This is a genomic window from Thioalkalivibrio sp. ALJ24 (assembly GCF_000377785.1).
In the GTDB taxonomy this organism is placed as follows: Bacteria; Pseudomonadota; Gammaproteobacteria; order Ectothiorhodospirales; family Ectothiorhodospiraceae; genus Thioalkalivibrio.
The window spans coordinates 38,917-54,647 of the sequence record NZ_KB898730.1 but is presented as its reverse complement, the minus strand read 5'-3'; the positions used below and the strand labels follow the sequence as shown (position 1 = coordinate 54,647).

The 15,731-nt window shown below is 67.4% G+C and carries 15 protein-coding genes and 1 pseudogene; 6 read left to right on the top strand and 10 right to left on the bottom strand.

Annotated features, from left to right (window positions below; translation table 11 throughout):
• The 3 genes from D571_RS14455 to D571_RS0110175 form a co-directional block, all read right to left on the bottom strand.
• Nucleotides 1–1,001, bottom strand: a 1,001-nt coding sequence (locus tag D571_RS14455; RefSeq protein WP_018936585.1) for a hypothetical protein, incomplete at its 3' end; no start/stop codon positions are given.
• A 74-nt stretch (nucleotides 1,002–1,075) separates the two neighbouring features.
• Complete coding sequence (locus tag D571_RS0110180) at nucleotides 1,076–2,500, bottom strand: HlyD family type I secretion periplasmic adaptor subunit (protein ID WP_018936584.1); 1,425 nt, start codon at nucleotides 2,498–2,500, stop codon at nucleotides 1,076–1,078.
• Between the two features lies 1 nt (nucleotide 2,501).
• On the bottom strand, nucleotides 2,502–4,652 hold the full coding sequence (locus D571_RS0110175) for a type I secretion system permease/ATPase (protein ID WP_018936583.1): 2,151 nt from the start codon (nucleotides 4,650–4,652) through the stop codon (nucleotides 2,502–2,504).
• Nucleotides 4,653–4,899: 247 nt separating this feature from the next.
• On the opposite strand from D571_RS0110175, the gene D571_RS0110170 reads away from it, so the two are divergent.
• From D571_RS0110170 to D571_RS0110145, 6 genes and pseudogenes are all read left to right on the top strand, one after another.
• Nucleotides 4,900–5,439, top strand: coding sequence for a PH domain-containing protein (locus D571_RS0110170; RefSeq protein ID WP_018936582.1), 540 nt, complete (start codon nucleotides 4,900–4,902; stop codon nucleotides 5,437–5,439).
• 230 nt (nucleotides 5,440–5,669) lie between these two features.
• Nucleotides 5,670–6,428, top strand: a complete 759-nt coding sequence (gene ubiG / locus D571_RS0110165) for a bifunctional 2-polyprenyl-6-hydroxyphenol methylase/3-demethylubiquinol 3-O-methyltransferase UbiG (RefSeq protein WP_018936581.1) — start codon at nucleotides 5,670–5,672, stop codon at nucleotides 6,426–6,428.
• 16 nt (nucleotides 6,429–6,444) lie between these two features.
• On the top strand, nucleotides 6,445–7,344 hold the full coding sequence (locus tag D571_RS0110160) for a histone deacetylase (RefSeq protein WP_018936580.1): 900 nt from the start codon (nucleotides 6,445–6,447) through the stop codon (nucleotides 7,342–7,344).
• A 272-nt stretch (nucleotides 7,345–7,616) separates the two neighbouring features.
• Nucleotides 7,617–8,391, top strand: a pseudogene (locus D571_RS13710) (SDR family NAD(P)-dependent oxidoreductase).
• Nucleotides 8,392–8,397: 6 nt separating this feature from the next.
• Nucleotides 8,398–9,357, top strand: a complete 960-nt coding sequence (locus D571_RS0110150) for an NAD(P)/FAD-dependent oxidoreductase (protein WP_026287771.1) — start codon at nucleotides 8,398–8,400, stop codon at nucleotides 9,355–9,357.
• Nucleotides 9,354–10,610 (top strand): FAD-binding domain-containing protein, encoded by a 1,257-nt coding sequence (locus tag D571_RS0110145; RefSeq protein ID WP_018936577.1) that lies wholly within the window; start codon nucleotides 9,354–9,356, stop codon nucleotides 10,608–10,610. The genes D571_RS0110150 and D571_RS0110145 overlap by 4 nt, the downstream gene beginning before the upstream one ends.
• 71 nt (nucleotides 10,611–10,681) lie before the next feature.
• On the opposite strand, the gene D571_RS0110140 is transcribed toward D571_RS0110145, so the two are convergent.
• Genes D571_RS0110140 through D571_RS0110110 form a run of 7 tightly spaced genes read right to left on the bottom strand, consistent with a single transcriptional unit; the run spans nucleotide 10,682 to nucleotide 15,698 of the window.
• Nucleotides 10,682–11,053, bottom strand: coding sequence for a hypothetical protein (locus tag D571_RS0110140; protein ID WP_018936576.1), 372 nt, complete (start codon nucleotides 11,051–11,053; stop codon nucleotides 10,682–10,684).
• On the bottom strand, nucleotides 11,050–11,577 hold the full coding sequence (gene tadA, locus D571_RS0110135) for a tRNA adenosine(34) deaminase TadA (protein ID WP_018936575.1): 528 nt from the start codon (nucleotides 11,575–11,577) through the stop codon (nucleotides 11,050–11,052). Before tadA ends, D571_RS0110140 begins: the two co-directional genes overlap by 4 nt.
• A complete protein-coding gene (locus D571_RS0110130) occupies nucleotides 11,574–12,086 on the bottom strand; it encodes a glutathione peroxidase (RefSeq protein WP_018936574.1) in 513 nt (170 codons plus the stop codon). Before D571_RS0110130 ends, tadA begins: the two co-directional genes overlap by 4 nt.
• Nucleotides 12,083–12,721 (bottom strand): ABC-type transport auxiliary lipoprotein family protein, encoded by a 639-nt coding sequence (locus tag D571_RS0110125; RefSeq protein WP_018936573.1) that lies wholly within the window; start codon nucleotides 12,719–12,721, stop codon nucleotides 12,083–12,085. Before D571_RS0110125 ends, D571_RS0110130 begins: the two co-directional genes overlap by 4 nt.
• On the bottom strand, nucleotides 12,721–13,752 hold the full coding sequence (locus tag D571_RS0110120; protein WP_018936572.1) for an MlaD family protein: 1,032 nt from the start codon (nucleotides 13,750–13,752) through the stop codon (nucleotides 12,721–12,723). Before D571_RS0110120 ends, D571_RS0110125 begins: the two co-directional genes overlap by 1 nt.
• On the bottom strand, nucleotides 13,749–14,543 hold the full coding sequence (locus tag D571_RS0110115; protein WP_018936571.1) for an ABC transporter ATP-binding protein: 795 nt from the start codon (nucleotides 14,541–14,543) through the stop codon (nucleotides 13,749–13,751). The genes D571_RS0110120 and D571_RS0110115 overlap by 4 nt, the downstream gene beginning before the upstream one ends.
• A 3-nt stretch (nucleotides 14,544–14,546) precedes the next feature.
• Entirely contained in the window at nucleotides 14,547–15,698 is a 1,152-nt protein-coding gene (locus D571_RS0110110) for an ABC transporter permease (protein WP_026287769.1), read from the bottom strand.
• Nucleotides 15,699–15,731 lie beyond the last annotated feature (33 nt).

Genomic DNA, 15,731 nt, shown 5'->3' with positions numbered 1-15,731 from the left:
GTCAGCGCCTCTCCACTGTCGACGTCAAACGCCTTTTCACTGAAGTCGATCGTGATCGAGGTCTCTTCGCCTGCAGCCAGCGGCGCACCCTCATCGTCCAGCATCACCTCGACGGTGGGTGGTGTGGTGTCCAGGATCGAGGAGTCCGTCGCGGTCTGATCGTTACCCGCCTGATCTTCAACGGTCGCGGTGACCGTCAAATCCCCTTCTTGCAGACCGCTCAGATCCGCGTTGGTGCTGTAGGTGCCGTCCTCTCCAACGGTCGCCGTCGCGAGCACATCGTCGGTATTCGGGTTGCCGTCACTGATGACGAGGCTTACGGACTGTCCCTCGTTTACTCCCGTCGTGGTGCCGGATATGGGCGCATCCGCAATGTTGCTTGCATTCACGGCTGCAAGGCTGACGGTGATCGAGCCATCGGGCAGGGAGCTTCTTTCGCCCTCTTCGCCCCCGCGGGCTTCCCACTCGCGATCGTCTGTTTCATAGCCGTCGTAGGCGTAGAACTGCTCGGTCTCATCGGCCACACGACCCACTCGGTAGACATAGCTCTGCTCGGTTTCGTCCCCGACGCGATCAAGGCGCACCCAATTGTGGCCGTCCTCATCCGGATCCGATTCCACTTCCGGTTCTTCGGGACCGGCGTCGTCCGGCTCCCCGGTGTCGCTCAGCTCGAGCTCGGCGGCTGGCGTACCCTCCAGTTCGACTCGCCTGTCGATCATCCGCTCGACGTCTTCAGGGTCGAGTTCATCCGTCTCTTCTGCGGAGCCGGTTGCCTGCTCCGAATCCGCCATCATGTCGGGTGTAAGCGTCAGCTCATCCGCCCCGCCCACGACCACCACCGCAGTGTGCGTTTCAGTATCCAGAACCACCCGGCCACCATCGGCCGTGACGACGGTCTCCCCTTCCTGAAGGGTCTGCCCGGGGCGCAACTCGTGCAGGTTACCTTCCGCATCCCGCACCCAGGCGTCGCCTACCATCGAAATCACTTTGGCCGTCATCATGGTTCCTCTCCATCGCCGGCCTTATGCCAGCGCAAAAACGTGATACGCATCACAGAATACTCTGAAACGCACAATCAGCGTTCCCCGAGCGAGTCGGACCACGCCCGCAACAACGGTTTGAGCAGGAACTGCATGACCGTACGTTCCCCGGTTCGGACATCCACGTCGGCGGTCATCCCGGGAATGACCTCCATCCGTCCATCCACTTCCTCGCGGGTTCGAAAACGCACGAGATAAAAGCTCTCACCGTCATCGTCGGTGATGGTGTCGGCACTGATATGCTCGATCTCGGCGTCGAGACCGCCGAAGATGTTGAAGTCGTAGGCGGTCAGCTTGATCGTCGCTTCCTGCCCCGGATGCAGGAACGCGATGTCCTGCGGGGCAATGCGCGCCTCCACCAGCAACTGGTCGTCCACGGGGACGATCTCGACCAGATCATGGCCGGCCTGGGCCACCCCACCGATGGTCGTGACATGCAGGCGCTGCACGATGCCATCCACCGGCGCGCGCACCTCCGTCAGGTGGACCCGGTCCGCGAGGCCGGCGCCGGACTCGTCCAGTGCCTGCTTGTCCGAGGTCACCTGGACGAGATCATCGCGCCACTGCGCGCGGCGCTCGGCACCCAGCTCGCGCAGACGCGTCTCCGCCTCCTCCACCGCGGCTTCCAGCCGCGATACGGCGGCTCCCGCCTGCTCGCGCTCGCCCCGCGCCACGGAGACCTCCCGCTCCAGGCGCAGGATTTCCATCTCCGAAACCGCCCCGCTCTCCAGCAGCGGGCGGGTCAGCTCGAGTTCCTGGCTGGCCATACTCACTTCGCGTCCGGCCGTCGAGTGCCGGGACTCGGCCTCGCGCAGTTCCTCGCGCCGCTGCATCAGCTGTTCCTGCAGGGCCTGGCGCTGCTCGCGCAGCTCTTCCCTTCGACTGTCATAGGCATCGCGTTCTTCGGCAACAATGCCCGGCGCTTCCCGCAGGAGTTCTTCCGAAGGCTGGAAGGGCTCCTCCCGAATCAGTGCGCGCAGACGGGCCGCGCGGGCCTCCAGCGCCAGGGACTGCGTGCGGTTTTCACGAAAATCCGCCACAAAACGGGTCGGGTCGATGCGCATCAGGACCTCGCCCGCCTCCACCCGCTGGCCCTCGCGCACCATGATCTCCTGGACCACCCCGCCATCCGGGTTCTGGATCCTTTGCAGTTGACTGGAGGGGATCACCTGACCGGTCCCGCGCGTCACCTCGTCGATCATCGCGAAGTACGACCACACCGCCAGCGCCGCGAAGACCGCCAGCACCAGATACAGGAACCGCCGCGCACGCACGGGCTCCTGCTGCACCCGGGCCCACTCGGCGTCGTTTTCCCAGTCGCGTTCCAGCGAGACCTGCCGTGCATGTCCCCCGAACAGGCGTTCCACGAGCGGGCGCAGGGGACGACTACCCCGGCCGGACGCGCGACCGACGGCCTCGAACCCCTTCTGCTCCGCGCTGCGCCTGTCCGAGCCGGCCATCTCAGCTCCCCCTCCGGATCCGGCCTTCGCGCAGCGCGGTCAGCACTTCGTCGCGCGGACCATCCGCCACCACCCGACCGGCGTCCAGAACCACGACGCGATCGACCAGGGCCAGCAGCGACTGGCGGTGGGTGGCCACCAGGACAGTGCAGTCGGCCGTTGCGTCCTTCAGCCGCCGAATCAACGCTTCCTCGGCGGACTGATCCAGCGCGCTGGTCGGCTCGTCCAGCATCAGGATGCGCGGCTCGTGCACCAGGGCCCGCGCGATGGCCACGGCCTGGCGCTGCCCACCCGACAGACGATGCCCGCCTTCTCCGACATGCAGCTCCACGCCTTCGGGATGGGCGTTGACCAGATCTCCAAGGCCGGCAAGCTCGATCGCGCGCAGCAGCGCCGCGTCGCTCACGGCGGCCCCGTTGGCCGGTACGATGTTCTCGCGCAGCGTGCCGTAGAACAGCCCGGGCTCCTGCGGCACGTAGCCGATATGGCTGCGCAGCCGCACCGGATCGATCTGCCGGATGTCGACGTCATCCACGCGTACCGCCCCGGCCGCGGGGACATACAGACCGAGAAGCAGCCGCGCCAGCGTGGATTTGCCGCATCCGACGCGCCCCAGCAGGGCCACCTTCTCACCGGCGTCGAAACTCAGATCCACGTCGCGCAGCGCCTCGCGCCCCGCGTCCGGATAGCTGAACCCCACCCCTTCGAACCGGATCCGCCCTTCGACCACCGGGCGGTCCACGAAGGACTTGCCTTGCGGGCGTTCCAGCGGCGACTCCATCACCGAGTTGAGCGACTCCAGCGCGGTGGAGGACTGGTGGTACTGGGCCAGCAGACCGGCGGCCTGGCTGATCGGGGCCATCGCCCGCGAAGACAGCAGATACGCAGCGATCAGCCCGCCCTGAGTGAGGGCGCCATCCATGATCAGGTACACGCCCACCACCACCACGCTGACCGCCACCGTATGCTGCGCCCACAGTGCAACGCTGGACACCGAGGCACTCAGCACCCGCAGCTCCGCCGAGATACGCGCCAGATAAGTGGATGCCTGCTCCCAGATACTCTGGACCCGGGATTCACCGCGTGTGGCCTTGAGGGTTTCCAGCTGGGAGACCGACTCCACCAGCGTGGCGTTGCGCTGCGCGCCCACCCGCCAGGTGGTCTCCGAAAGTTCGTGCAGCTTGCGCTGGGTCGCCATCGCATAAAGCAGCACGAACACGATCCCGACGATGACGGGGATCGCCATTGGCGGGCCGATCAGCGCGATGATCGCCACGAACATCAGCACGAAAGGCAGATCCACCAGGGCCACCACAGTCCCCGAGCCGATGAACGAACGCACCGACTCGAAGGATTGCAGAACCGCCGAAAAAGACCCGGTCGTTGCCGGTCGCGCCTCCATGCGCATGCCCAGCACATGGCCCATCAGTCGGGAGGACAGCTTCACGTCGGCCCGGGTGGCGGCCCGATCCACGAACCGGCTGCGCAGCAGCCGCAGCGCCAGGTCGAACACCAGCACCATCAGGATCCCGCTGGTGAGCACCCACAGGGTCTCGGTCGCGTGGTGCGGTACCACCCGGTCATAGACATTGAGCACGAACAGCGGCATCGCCACCGCGAACAGGTTGATCGCGACGGATCCGGCGATCACATCCCGATACAGCCGACGGTTCTCGCGGATGACGTCCCAGAACCAGTGGTGGCGATGCCGCGGCTCCACTTCCGTGCCCCGGGCGTCCAGCTGAAAGCGGGGCCGGATGTAGATCGCATGGCCACCGTACCGGGCCTCAAGCTCGCTCAGTGGGACCTCGGATTCGGCATCGCCCCACTCCGGCCAGAGCACCGTGGCGCGATCATTGTGAAAATCCAGGCGCAGAAGCACACAGACCCGACCCGGCTCCAGCAGGATCAGGGCCGGGAGCCAGGCGGGTTCCATCTGCGCCAGCGGGGCACGGGTGTGGCGGGCCGAGAGTTCCGCGTGTTCCGCGGCACGCTCCACCAGCGAGGGGGTCAGTTGCCCCCCGTCCAGCGGGAGACCGGCGACCAGTGCCTCGGGCGTTACACGACGCCCGTGAAAGGACGCCACAAGCCCCAGTGCGGTCAGGAGTTCATCATTCGCGCGAGGCTCGGCATTTTCGGTCACCTCGGTCAATCCTCAAGGCTTGGTCGCTTATTAATCTGATTCACAGGGCGAATACCGAGAATGCCGAGCTTGCAGATCATGGTACTCGCAGAAAACAGTACTAACTAGCTGTCGGATCCAGTGTGCCCCAACCGAAATCCTTCGGTCGAGCACCGCACAGCCCCGCTGGTCTCGAGGATCGAGGGTGATGCACATTATGACGCACCGCACTCGCGACAGCGCTTCCCGCGTAGCGGCAACGGAGAGAGGATAAAACGTGAGCGATACTTCCGAAACCATCGTGATCCGGCCCGCCGTCCGTGCGTTTTACGGCCGACTGATCGTGCTGTTCCTGTTACTGGCGGGCGGACTCGCCGCGCCCGCGGGCGTTTCGTGGCTGGCCGATCAGGACGCGGAATTCCTGCAGCGGATCGCGGCCACCAGCCTGGAGCTCCCGCTGCTGGGAGAGACCGGCGTCGGCGTACTGGGGATGGCGACGGGGATCCTGGGGGCGCTGATCGTCGCGCTGTGGATCACCCTGTCCCGTTACTACTTCACCTGGACCCTGCATGCGGACTACATGCACGCCTCCATTGGTCTCGTGGCCAACAAGGAGCGCGCGATGTACTACGAGAACGCGCGGATTCCGACCATCCGGCGCGGCATCGTCGACCGGCTGCTGCTGGTGGGGTCACTGGAGGTGTCATCCAGCGGCGGGGGCGACGAAGGCGAGTTCCACATGCAGCATGTCTCCAACCCCAAACGCCTCAAGCGGCTGCTGATGGAACGCATCGAGGCCGCCCGCGCCCGGAATTGATCAGCCGGGGCTCTACAGATCGCTTCGCAAGCGTGATCTATCACCTGACCCGAGATTCGGGGCCTCTTTACTCCCGACAAGCTCCCGGTCAGGCTTCGCTCCGGCGCCCGGGACCCCGGATATCCGCTCTTTTTTCCGGGGCGGGTACCCTGTGCACGAGCGGATGCGATCAAAACCGTCGTCATATGGTCAGACAGAGACCTTGATGCCGATGGCGAGCAACGCAGCCTATGACCTCCCCCCATCCCGAACACGACCGAACCGTTGATCCCGCCGAGGTGGAACGCTACCGCGCTCTGGCCCAGATGTGGTGGCAACCGGACGGAAAACTCTGGCCGCTCCACGTGCTGAATGGCCTGCGCAGCGATTACATCCGTGACCAGCTCTGCCGCTCGCTCGGACGGGACGCGAAGGCCGAGCGTCCGCTGACCGGCCTGCGCATGCTCGACATCGGCTGTGGCGGCGGGCTGCTGAGCGAGGCCATGAGCCGCCTGGGCGCGGACGTGCTGGGCGTGGACGTGGTCGACCGCAACATCGCCGCGGCGAGGCTGCATGCCGACGAGCAGGGCCTGGATATCCGCTACGAGGTCAATACGGCGGAGGCCCTCGCCGAGCGCGGGGAGGACTTCGACGTGATCCTGAACATGGAGGTGGTCGAGCATGTAGCGGATCTGCCCGCATTCATGGCGAGCGTCAACCGCATGCTGCGTCCCGGCGGCCACACCTTCCTGGCCACCATCAATCGCAATCCGGTGTCGTTCGTGGTCGCGATCGTCGGTGCCGAGTACCTGTTCCGCATCCTGCCCCGAGGCACGCATCAGTGGAAGCGTTTTGTCACGCCCCGCGAAACACGCGATCTGCTGGCGCGGGACGGCCTGGAGCCCGTGGCGCAGACGGGGGTGAAGGTGAATCCGCTCACCCGCCGGATGTGGCTGTCGCGATCCATGAGCGTCAACTACATGCTGCTGGCACGAAAGCCCGCCGACTGAAGGCCCGGTTCGCTGTATGCCGCTCAAGCTGATCCATCATCCGGGGTACACGATCGAACTGCCCGATGGGCATCCGTTTCCGATGGCCAAGTTCCGGGTCCTGCGGGAGCGGCTGGAAACCGGGCTGTCCGACACGGCGTTCGAATGGGTGCAGCCGGATATCGTCTCCTGGGACGCCCTGTCCCGCGTGCATACACCGGCCTACCTGGATGCCTTCCTCGCCGGCCAGACCAGCAGGGCTGCCCAGAGGCGCAGCGGATTTCAGTGGTCGGAGGCGCTGGTGGAGCGGGTACGGCTGGAGACGGGCGGCACCCTGCTGACCGTGGAGGCCGCGCTGAGCGACGGACTGGCCCTGAACACCGCCGGCGGCACTCACCATGCCCACGCGGGATTCGCGAGCGGCTACTGCCTGATCAACGACATCGCGGTGGCGGCAGCGCACGCCCGGGCCAGGGGTTGGGTCCGACGCGTCCTGATCATCGACCTCGACGTGCATCAGGGCGACGGCACCGCCGCCATCTTCGCGGACACCCCCGAGGTGGTGACCTTCTCCATGCATGCGGGGAGCAATTTCCCGGCGCGCAAGACGCCCGGCGACCACGACATCGAACTCGCCCGGGGCACTGGCGATGATGCCTATCTGGCCACCCTGCGGGATACCCTGGCGACCCTGATCGACGACGTGCGCCCGGATCTCGTGGTCTACGACGCCGGCGTCGACGTGCACCAGGCGGACCGGCTGGGGCATCTGGAGCTGACCGATGCGGGCCTCGAGGCGCGGGACCGGCATGTGCTGCAGGTCTGTCGCGAGAGGGCCGTGCCCGTGGCAGCGGTGATCGGCGGCGGTTACGACCGCGACATCACGGCCCTGGCGGATCGCCATGCGATTCTTCATCGAACCGCCGCCTACCTGTGACAAGCTTGCGTCCGGAACCCGAGCCCAGTCGGGAATCCCGGGATCAAGAAATCATGGATCGTGCTGCGCGCGGCATGCCTGGACCGACATCGGTGACGATTGCCGCAGCGAACCGGCCCTGATCGGCCGAACCTGACGCCCCGCCCCGCCGCATTCAGGCGGGACGATTGCACTGCGCGACGAGCACCAAAGACCCCGGTTGAACTCGCCCGTCGGAACCGGGACGAACGCTGTGTATCGACCCGGAAAAAACCCCGAAGGACCCACGCGAGATGAGCAAACGAACAGTACTGGTGACCGGCGCAACCGGCGGGGTGGCGAGCGCGCTTGTGCGATCGCTCGATCCCGCCCATGACCGGGTTGCTCTCGTCTCGCGCAATGCCGAGGGACTGGACGCCCTTCGCGGGCAGCTTCCGGATGACCTCGAGGCATGCACCATCGTCGCGGATGTCAGCACCGCGGAAGGCGCGGATCAGGCCGTGGTCCGGGCGGCCGCACATTTCGGCGAGCCCCCTGCGCGACTCGCTCACTGTGCCGGCAGCGCGCTGCTGGCCCCGTTGCACCGAACCACACAGGCGCAGTATCGCGACTGCATGGCGGCCAACCAGGACAGCGCCTTCTACACCCTGCGCGCCTGGGTGAAGGCCCGACTCCAGACGGACGAACCCCGGGGCAGCGCCGTTCTGTTCAGCTCGGTCGTCGCCCAGATCGGCGTCGCCAATCACGAGGCGATTGCGATGGCCAAGGGCGCGATCGCCAGCCTGGTCCCGGCCGCTGCGGCGACCTACGCGGGCCACGGCATCCGGGTCAACGGGATCGCCCCCCGGGCTGACACGGACGGGCGCCACCGAACGGCTGTTTGCCTCCCCGCGTGCCGAGGCGCAGATCGAAGCGCAGTATCCGCTGCAGCGTTACGGGCAGGCGGAAGACCTCGCGCGGGCCGTCACATGGCTGTTGTCCGACGAGGCCGAATGGGTCACCGGCCAGGTCCTGTCGGTGGACGGCGGGTTCTCCCGCGTGCGCCCCATGGTCCCGACGGGCGGCTGAGGGGTGGTGGCACGCATCGCCATCATAGGCGCCGGGATCTCCGGGCTCGCAGCCGCCCGACGGCTGCACGATGCCGGCCATGACTGTCTCGTGCTGGAGAAGAGCCGGGGCCTCGGCGGACGCATGGCCACGCGGCACACGGATGGCCTGAGCTTCGATCACGGGGCCCAGTATTTCACCGCTCGTGGCACAGACTTTCGCCACCAGGTGCACGCCTGGCAGGACCAGGGTGCGGTGGCGGCGTGGGGAACCGACCGGTACGTCGGCCGTCCCGACATGACGGCCCCGGCCGGCGCGCTGGCTGCGCCCCTGGAGGTGCGGCGCAACTCCCGGGTCGAGCGGCTTCGACGTTCCGACGGTGCCTGGCATCTGCAGCTCGAGTCGACGCCTGAACATGCGGGGCTCGAGGGCCCGTTCGATGCAGTCCTGCTCGCCCTGCCCGCACCGCAGGCCGCCGAACTGTCGGCCACCGCCGGAACGGGCTTTGCGGCGCTCGCGGGCGTTCGTTATGCCCCCTGCATTGCGTTGATGGCCGCCGTCGAAGGCTCCACCGACCTGCACGAAACATCGTGCGAATTGTCCGGTCAGCCACTTTCATGGGTTGCCCGGAACGGCACCAAACCCGGCCGTAACGCGGAATCCGAGACCCTCGTGGCCCACGCCGGTCCCGACTGGTCACGCGAGCACATCCAGCAAGACCCGGATCAACTGGCGCATCCGCTACTGACCGCTCTGCGGCCCCTGCTCGGCTCCGCCCGCCTGCTCCACCATCAGGTCCACCGATGGCTGTACGCGCGGGTCGAGCAGGCCGCCGGGCGGCCGTGCCTCTGGGACGCCGGGCAGCGTCTGGGTGCCTGTGGCGACTGGGCCCTGGGACCACGCGTAGAGGCGGCATTCGACAGTGGTCGGGCCCTCGCAGACGCGGTCCTGGAAACCCTTCCCGACCCGCGAACGGGTGGCTCGTGAACGGCGTCGTCGACGCCGACGGCGAAGCCCCGGACGGTCGCGCCGCCCTTTTCCCGCCGTCGCGGGCAGCCGCCCTGGAGCGGCTGTCGGATTTTGCCCCGCGTGCGGGCCATCACTACGCGGCCCGGCGCAACCACGATCCCGGACGCGGTGAACGCGACAACGTGTCGCTGCTTTCGCCCTACATCCGTCACCGGGCCATCAGCGAACACGAGGTGATCGCGCGGGTGCTGGCCCGGCATGCACCCGAGGCGGCCGAGAAGTTCGTTCAGGAGGTCTTCTGGCGGACCTACTGGAAGGGTTGGCTGCAGATGCGCCCCGGGGTCTGGCGGGCCTTCCTGGCGGAACGTGACATCGAACGGTCACGCCTTGCCGAAGACGATGGCCTGCGCGAGCGCGTTGCCGCGGCCGAGGCCGGACGCAGCGGAGTCGAAGGATTCGACCACTGGGCCCGCGAACTGGTCGCAACCGGGTATCTGCACAACCACGCGCGCATGTGGTTCGCCTCGATCTGGATCTTCACCCTGAGGCTGCCGTGGACACTGGGGGCGGACTTCTTCCTGCGCCATCTGCTCGACGCCGATCCCGCCTCCAACACCCTGGGCTGGCGCTGGGTCGCCGGCATCCAGACGCCGGGCAAGACCTACCTCGCGACGACCGACAATATTGCCCGCTTTACCGACCATCGGTTCGGCCCGCAGGGTCTGGCGTCCGAAGCGCCCGCGATCCGCGACGAGACAGCGCCTCCCGCCAGCGCCCTCCCGGGCCCGCGAACCCTGCCGCGCGGACGGCGCGTGCTCCTGTTGTTGCATGGCGACGACTTCAGCGGTCAGGAAGTATTGCCGGCGGGAACCGACGTGGCGGCAATCGCCGTCGCCCGACGCGGCCACCCCGACATCCCCTGGCCCTTTGGTGCCACGACCGCCCACTGGGTCGACACACTGGCCGAGGATGCGGCGCGCCACGCGGGCGAGGCCCTGCAGCAGCCCGCAACCGTTCTCCCGCAAATCCATGCAGAGCAACTCCGGGTGCAGTGCGCCGCCGCGGGCGTGACCACCATCGCGACACCCGAGGCGCCCGTCGGCCCCCTGGCCGAGGCCCTGGATATCGTCGCCCGGGAGCTGGCGAAAGAAGGGATCGATGTCATTCCACTGCGCCGGACCTGGGACGAACTCGCCTGGCCACATGCCACCCACGGCTTCTTCCGCTTCAAGCGCCGGATCCCGGAACTGCTCGCCCGGAACGGCCTGTAGCGCGAGGCAACCCGACAGCGCGGTTGTTCGATGCCTTCACATCGCGTCAGCACCGTCGCGGTGGCATGTTGTCAGTCGTCCATATCCTTCAGGCGGGCCTCTTCGATCAGGACCGGGTAGACATAACCGGCTCCGAAGTCCCTTTCGAGCACGTAGACCCCTTCAACCCGCACCCGATCACCCGGCTCGGCGGTCTGTTGGCTGGTGAGGGTGATGAAGTCACCGGACTCGCCGGTGCCATCCACCAGCCGCAGGAAATTGCGGCCCATGATGTCCTCGCTGACCTGCGCGATGATACCTTCCAGACGCACCGTCTCGCCCTCAAGCTCTTCCGGTGCCTGGTTCAGGGCTTCCACGCTATGGATCTCGTTTGCGGCAACGGCCGTGACCAGCAGGCCCGCAGCCAGCGGCAGGGCCAGCAGCATGTGGCGGATTCGGATCATGAAGTTTTCCTTTGCGGATCGGGTTCGGGCTGTGCCTTATCGTCGTCCCCGACGGCCGGCGTGTTGCGCCGACGGGCGCGGAAGAAGTCACGCAGTTGGGTCGCGGCGCATTCGGCCAGCACGCCGCCGGTGACCTCCACGTGGTGATTGTGGGCCGGATGATGGATCAGGTCGATGGCACTGCCGGTGGCCCCGGTGCGTGGATCGGCCGCGGCGTACACCAGCCGCGCCACGCGGGCGTGGATGATGGCGCCGGTACACATCGAACAGGGTTCCAGGGTCACATAGAGCGTGGTGCCGGGCAGACGGTAGTTGCCCAGGCGTTCCCCCGCCTCGCGCAGGACGCGGACCTCGGCGTGCGCGGTGGCATCACAGCTGGCGATGGGCGCGTTGTGGGCCGCGGCCAGCAGCTGACCATCCGCGTCCACCAGCACCGCGCCCACGGGTACCTCGCCGGCTGCGGCTGCGGCCTCGGCCTGTGCGAGCGCCTGCTCCATCCAGTGCAGGTCATCCCGATCGCTCATTCGGCACGGGCCGGCGCGGGCTCGTCCAGCGCCTGTTCGATGGCGGCGCGCAGCTCCTCCGGGCGCCGCATGGGCGCGAAGCGGCGGATCACCCGGCCGTCCCGCCCCACCAGGAATTTGGTGAAATTCCACTTGATGCGCTGGGTGCCCAGGGCTCCGGGACACGCCGACCGCAGGTGCGCGAACAGGGGATCGGCACCCCGACCGTTGACCTCGATGCGGGCCAGCACCGGAAAGCTCACGCCATAGCGCAGCCCGCAGACGCGAATCGAATCGGCATCGCCGGGCTCCTGCCGGCCGAACTGATTGCAGGGGAACCCAAGCACCCGGAAACCCCGCTCGCCATACGCCTCCTGCAGGGCCTGCAAGCCTTCATACTGCGGGGTGAAACCGCATTGCGAGGCGACATTGACGATCAGCAACACCTCGCCCCGGTACTCGGCCAGCGACTGGCGGGCGCCGTCGGCCCGGGTCACCTCGAAGTCGTGGACCGTGACCGCCGCCGTCATGACGCTTCTGCCTCGGCCCGGGCGAAGGCTTCCAGCTTCGCTTCCAGCCCCTGCAGCGTATCCCCCATCCCGCGCGACAACGCCGCCACCAGCGCCTGCGGCAAGCGGCGATCAAGGGGTTCGCCCGCCTCGAAGTGCGCCAGTTCGGCTCGCTCGGCACCCCCCAGCCGGGCTCGCAGGCCCACCCGCGCGATGTCCTCTTCGCCCCCCGCGTCCAGATCCCCGTACAGCGCGGTGACCAGCACGTGCAGTTCGATCACCGGCTGCCCGGCCGCACGTTCGGCCCGGGCATCATCCACCAGCCGCACGTCGCCGTCCTCGCGCGTCCAGCGCTCGCGCAGCAGCTGCTCCACCTGCTCGGCCGGGCGCAGGAACCACTCGTTGTAGTAGTCCGACTCATATTCGTGCGGCCCCAGGCGGTAGACCAGCCCCTTGTCGGCGTAGGCCGGCGCCACCCGTACCGATCCCAGTTCGACCGCCACTGGCGCCGCTGCGTCGTCGGCGAGCTGCGCATCGGATTCCTCCGGCAATTCCAGCAGGAACCAAGCCCGGTCCACCGGTTCGCGTTCGGCGAGCAGCCCGCAGCCGCCCAGCAGGAAGGCGGCCAGCACCGCCAGCAATACCACGCGCATCATCAGCGTTCCTCGTCCCGGTTGTCTCGATCCATGGTACTGCGCGGCGGCGGTGCGCCGAACAGCGTCCCCGCCGGGTTGCGGCGCACGTCATCCGACAGGCTGCGCAGGCTGCGCGTGGTGTTCTGGAGTTCTTCCAGGGTCTCGGTGAGTTTGGCCTCGTTCACCTCGACGCCGCGATCCAGCCGATCCACCATCCCCTCGATCTTCTCCACCAGCTCGCCGATCTCGGCCTGCTCCGCGGTGCGCCGCAGCTGACGCATGGTCTCGAGGGTCTCGCCCGGCAGGGCCTGCGTATCCGGATGGTCCAGGAGATTCTCGACGGACTCCATGATGCGCTCGGCGCTGGTCGCCGTGGTCTCCAGCTCGCCAATCAGGTCGTCCGTTCGCCCGGCAATGCCCTCCACGTCAATGCTCGACACGGTCTCGTCGAGATTGACCAGCAGGCTGTTGAGATTCCCGATCACGCCCTCGATGTCGATCTCGTCGATGCGCTCCAGCAGGTTCTCGGCATATTCAATGAACTGCATGGCAATGCTGGGGGCCGACGGGAGGTAGGTGTACTCGGGGTCCCAGGGGTGGTCCAGCGGCGGGTGTTCCTCCGGATCGCTGAAATCCGCCTCCAGATAGTTCATCCCGGTGATCCCCTGGGCCGCCATGCGCACCCGCAGCCCGGCGTCCACCAGCTGTTCCAGCACGTCGTCCTCGAACAGGGCCTCCTGCGGCGTGGTGGCGAAGCGGTCGGGCCACAGCCGGGCCCGCACCAGCACGTAGCGCTTGCGCTCGGCCGGCGGCACGTCCTGCTCGTACTCCACCGAGGTGAACCCCAGCTGGGTGATCTCGCCAATCTGCACCCCGCGGAACTTCACCGGCGCACCCACTTCGAGACCCTGCACCGAAGAATCCATGTAGGTCTCGATCATCATCGACGGCCGGAAGAAAGTGCCCGCCGTCGCGATCAGCAGGATGATCACCAGCGAGGCCAGCCCGCCCAGAATGAACAGGCCCAGGCGGAAATGCTGCAGGGAACTCATGCGGACACCTCTTGATTATCCACTTCGGCTCCCCCGGTCTCGCCGCCGAGAAAGCGCCGTACCCAGGGATGCGCGGACTCCTCGCGCAGACGCCGTGGATCGCCGTCCGCCACGATACCGCGGCTCTCCTTGTCGAGCATGATCACCCGGTCGGCGATGGCGAAGATACTGGCCAGCTCATGGCTGACGATCACGATGGTCATGCCCAGGCTGCGGGCCAGCCGCAGGATCAGCCGATCCAGCTCGCGCGAGGTGATCGGGTCGAGACCCGCCGAGGGCTCGTCCAGGAACAGCACCGACGGGTCCAGGGCCATCGCCCGGGCAATGGCCGCGCGCTTCTGCATGCCGCCCGAGATCTCCGAGGGCACGAAATCGGCGAACGCCCCCAGGCCGACCAGCTGCAGCCTTGCGCGGGCCACCGCGTCCATCGCCGCGCGCGGCAGCGAGGTGTGCTCCTCCAGCGGCAGGCGCACGTTCTCCAGCAGGGTCATCGAGCCGAACAGCGCGCCCATCTGATACATCACCCCCATGCCCCGCAGCATCGTCTCCAGGCGGGCCCCGTCGGCGTGAGCGATGTCCTCGCCGCCGATCCAGATCCGCCCGGCCTGCGGCGCATACAGGCCGATCATGTGCTTGAGCAGCGTACTCTTGCCGCTGCCCGAGCCACCCAGGATCACGAAGATCTCGCCGCGCCGGACCTCGAAGTTCAGATCGCGCATCAGCACGAAATCATCGAAGCCCATGGTCAGGCCCTCGACCCGGATCACCGGTTCCGCCTCCGCAGCCGTCATCGGTCAGACCCCCAAGTGATAGAAAAGGACCGCGAACAGCCCGTCGAACACCACGATCAGGATGATCGCCGTGACCACCGCACTGGTGGTCGAGCTGCCAACCGCGGCCGCCCCGTTGCCGGTCTGCAGACCGCGCAGGCAGCCCACGCTGGCCACCAGCAGACCGAACACCCCCGCCTTGAACAGCCCCGAAAACAGGTCCGACAGCGACACCGCCCCGGTGACCTGATTGAAGAACGCCACCCACGGGATGCCGAATCCCTGCAGCACCAGCCCCGCGCCCAGCAGCCCGATCAGGTTCGCGTACAGTGCCAGCAGCGGGGCCACCAGGATCCCGGCCAGGACCTTGGGCACCACCAGGAAACGCACCGGATCCAGGGCCATGGTCTGCAGCGCATTGACCTCCTCGTTGACCTTCATGGTGCCGATCTCGGCGGCGAACGCCGCCCCCGAGCGTCCCGCCAGCAGGATCGCCATCATCAGCGGGCCCAGCTCACGGAACAGCGACACCGCCACCAGATTGGCCACGAAGATCTCCCCGCCGAACTGACGCATCGCGATCGCCGACTGGAACGCGAGGATCACCCCCATCAGGAAGGCGATCAGCGACACGATGGGAAGAGCCCGGAATCCGGCCGCCTCGGCCACCCGCAGGGTGTCGCTCCAGCGTACCTGGCGCGGATGCCACAACGCCCGCATGAGAGCGCGCCCCAGCTCGCCGATGAAGGCCATCTGTTCCCAGCCGGCGCGCCCCACCTTCCCCACCGCCTGCACCGTGCGGTGGCGCCAGCCGGCCCGGCGGTCACCGCGCACCGGGGTCACCTCCTCCAGCTCGCGGTAGGGAACCAGCTGTTCCTCGATCATGTGGCCGGCACCGTCGAGTTCCAGCGAGACCCCGCAGGCGGCGGCATCCCGCTGCAGGGCATGCAGCAGCGCCGCGCCCGCTCCGTCACAGAATTCCAGTGCCGAAACATCGACCCGCAGGACGCCGTCACCCGCCTCCCGCGCGAGTGCGCGCACACGCTCACGCAGCGGGCCCCAGGCCCGCTCCACGGCGGCGATGTCGAGGGTGCCCGACAACCTCAGACCGGGTGGGTCCCCGTCTGTGGCATCATGCTGGAAGGGTGCGCGCTGCCCCCCTGCGGCTGGATTCATGGCGTATTTCCGGCGGATGTCGGCCCATGGTAT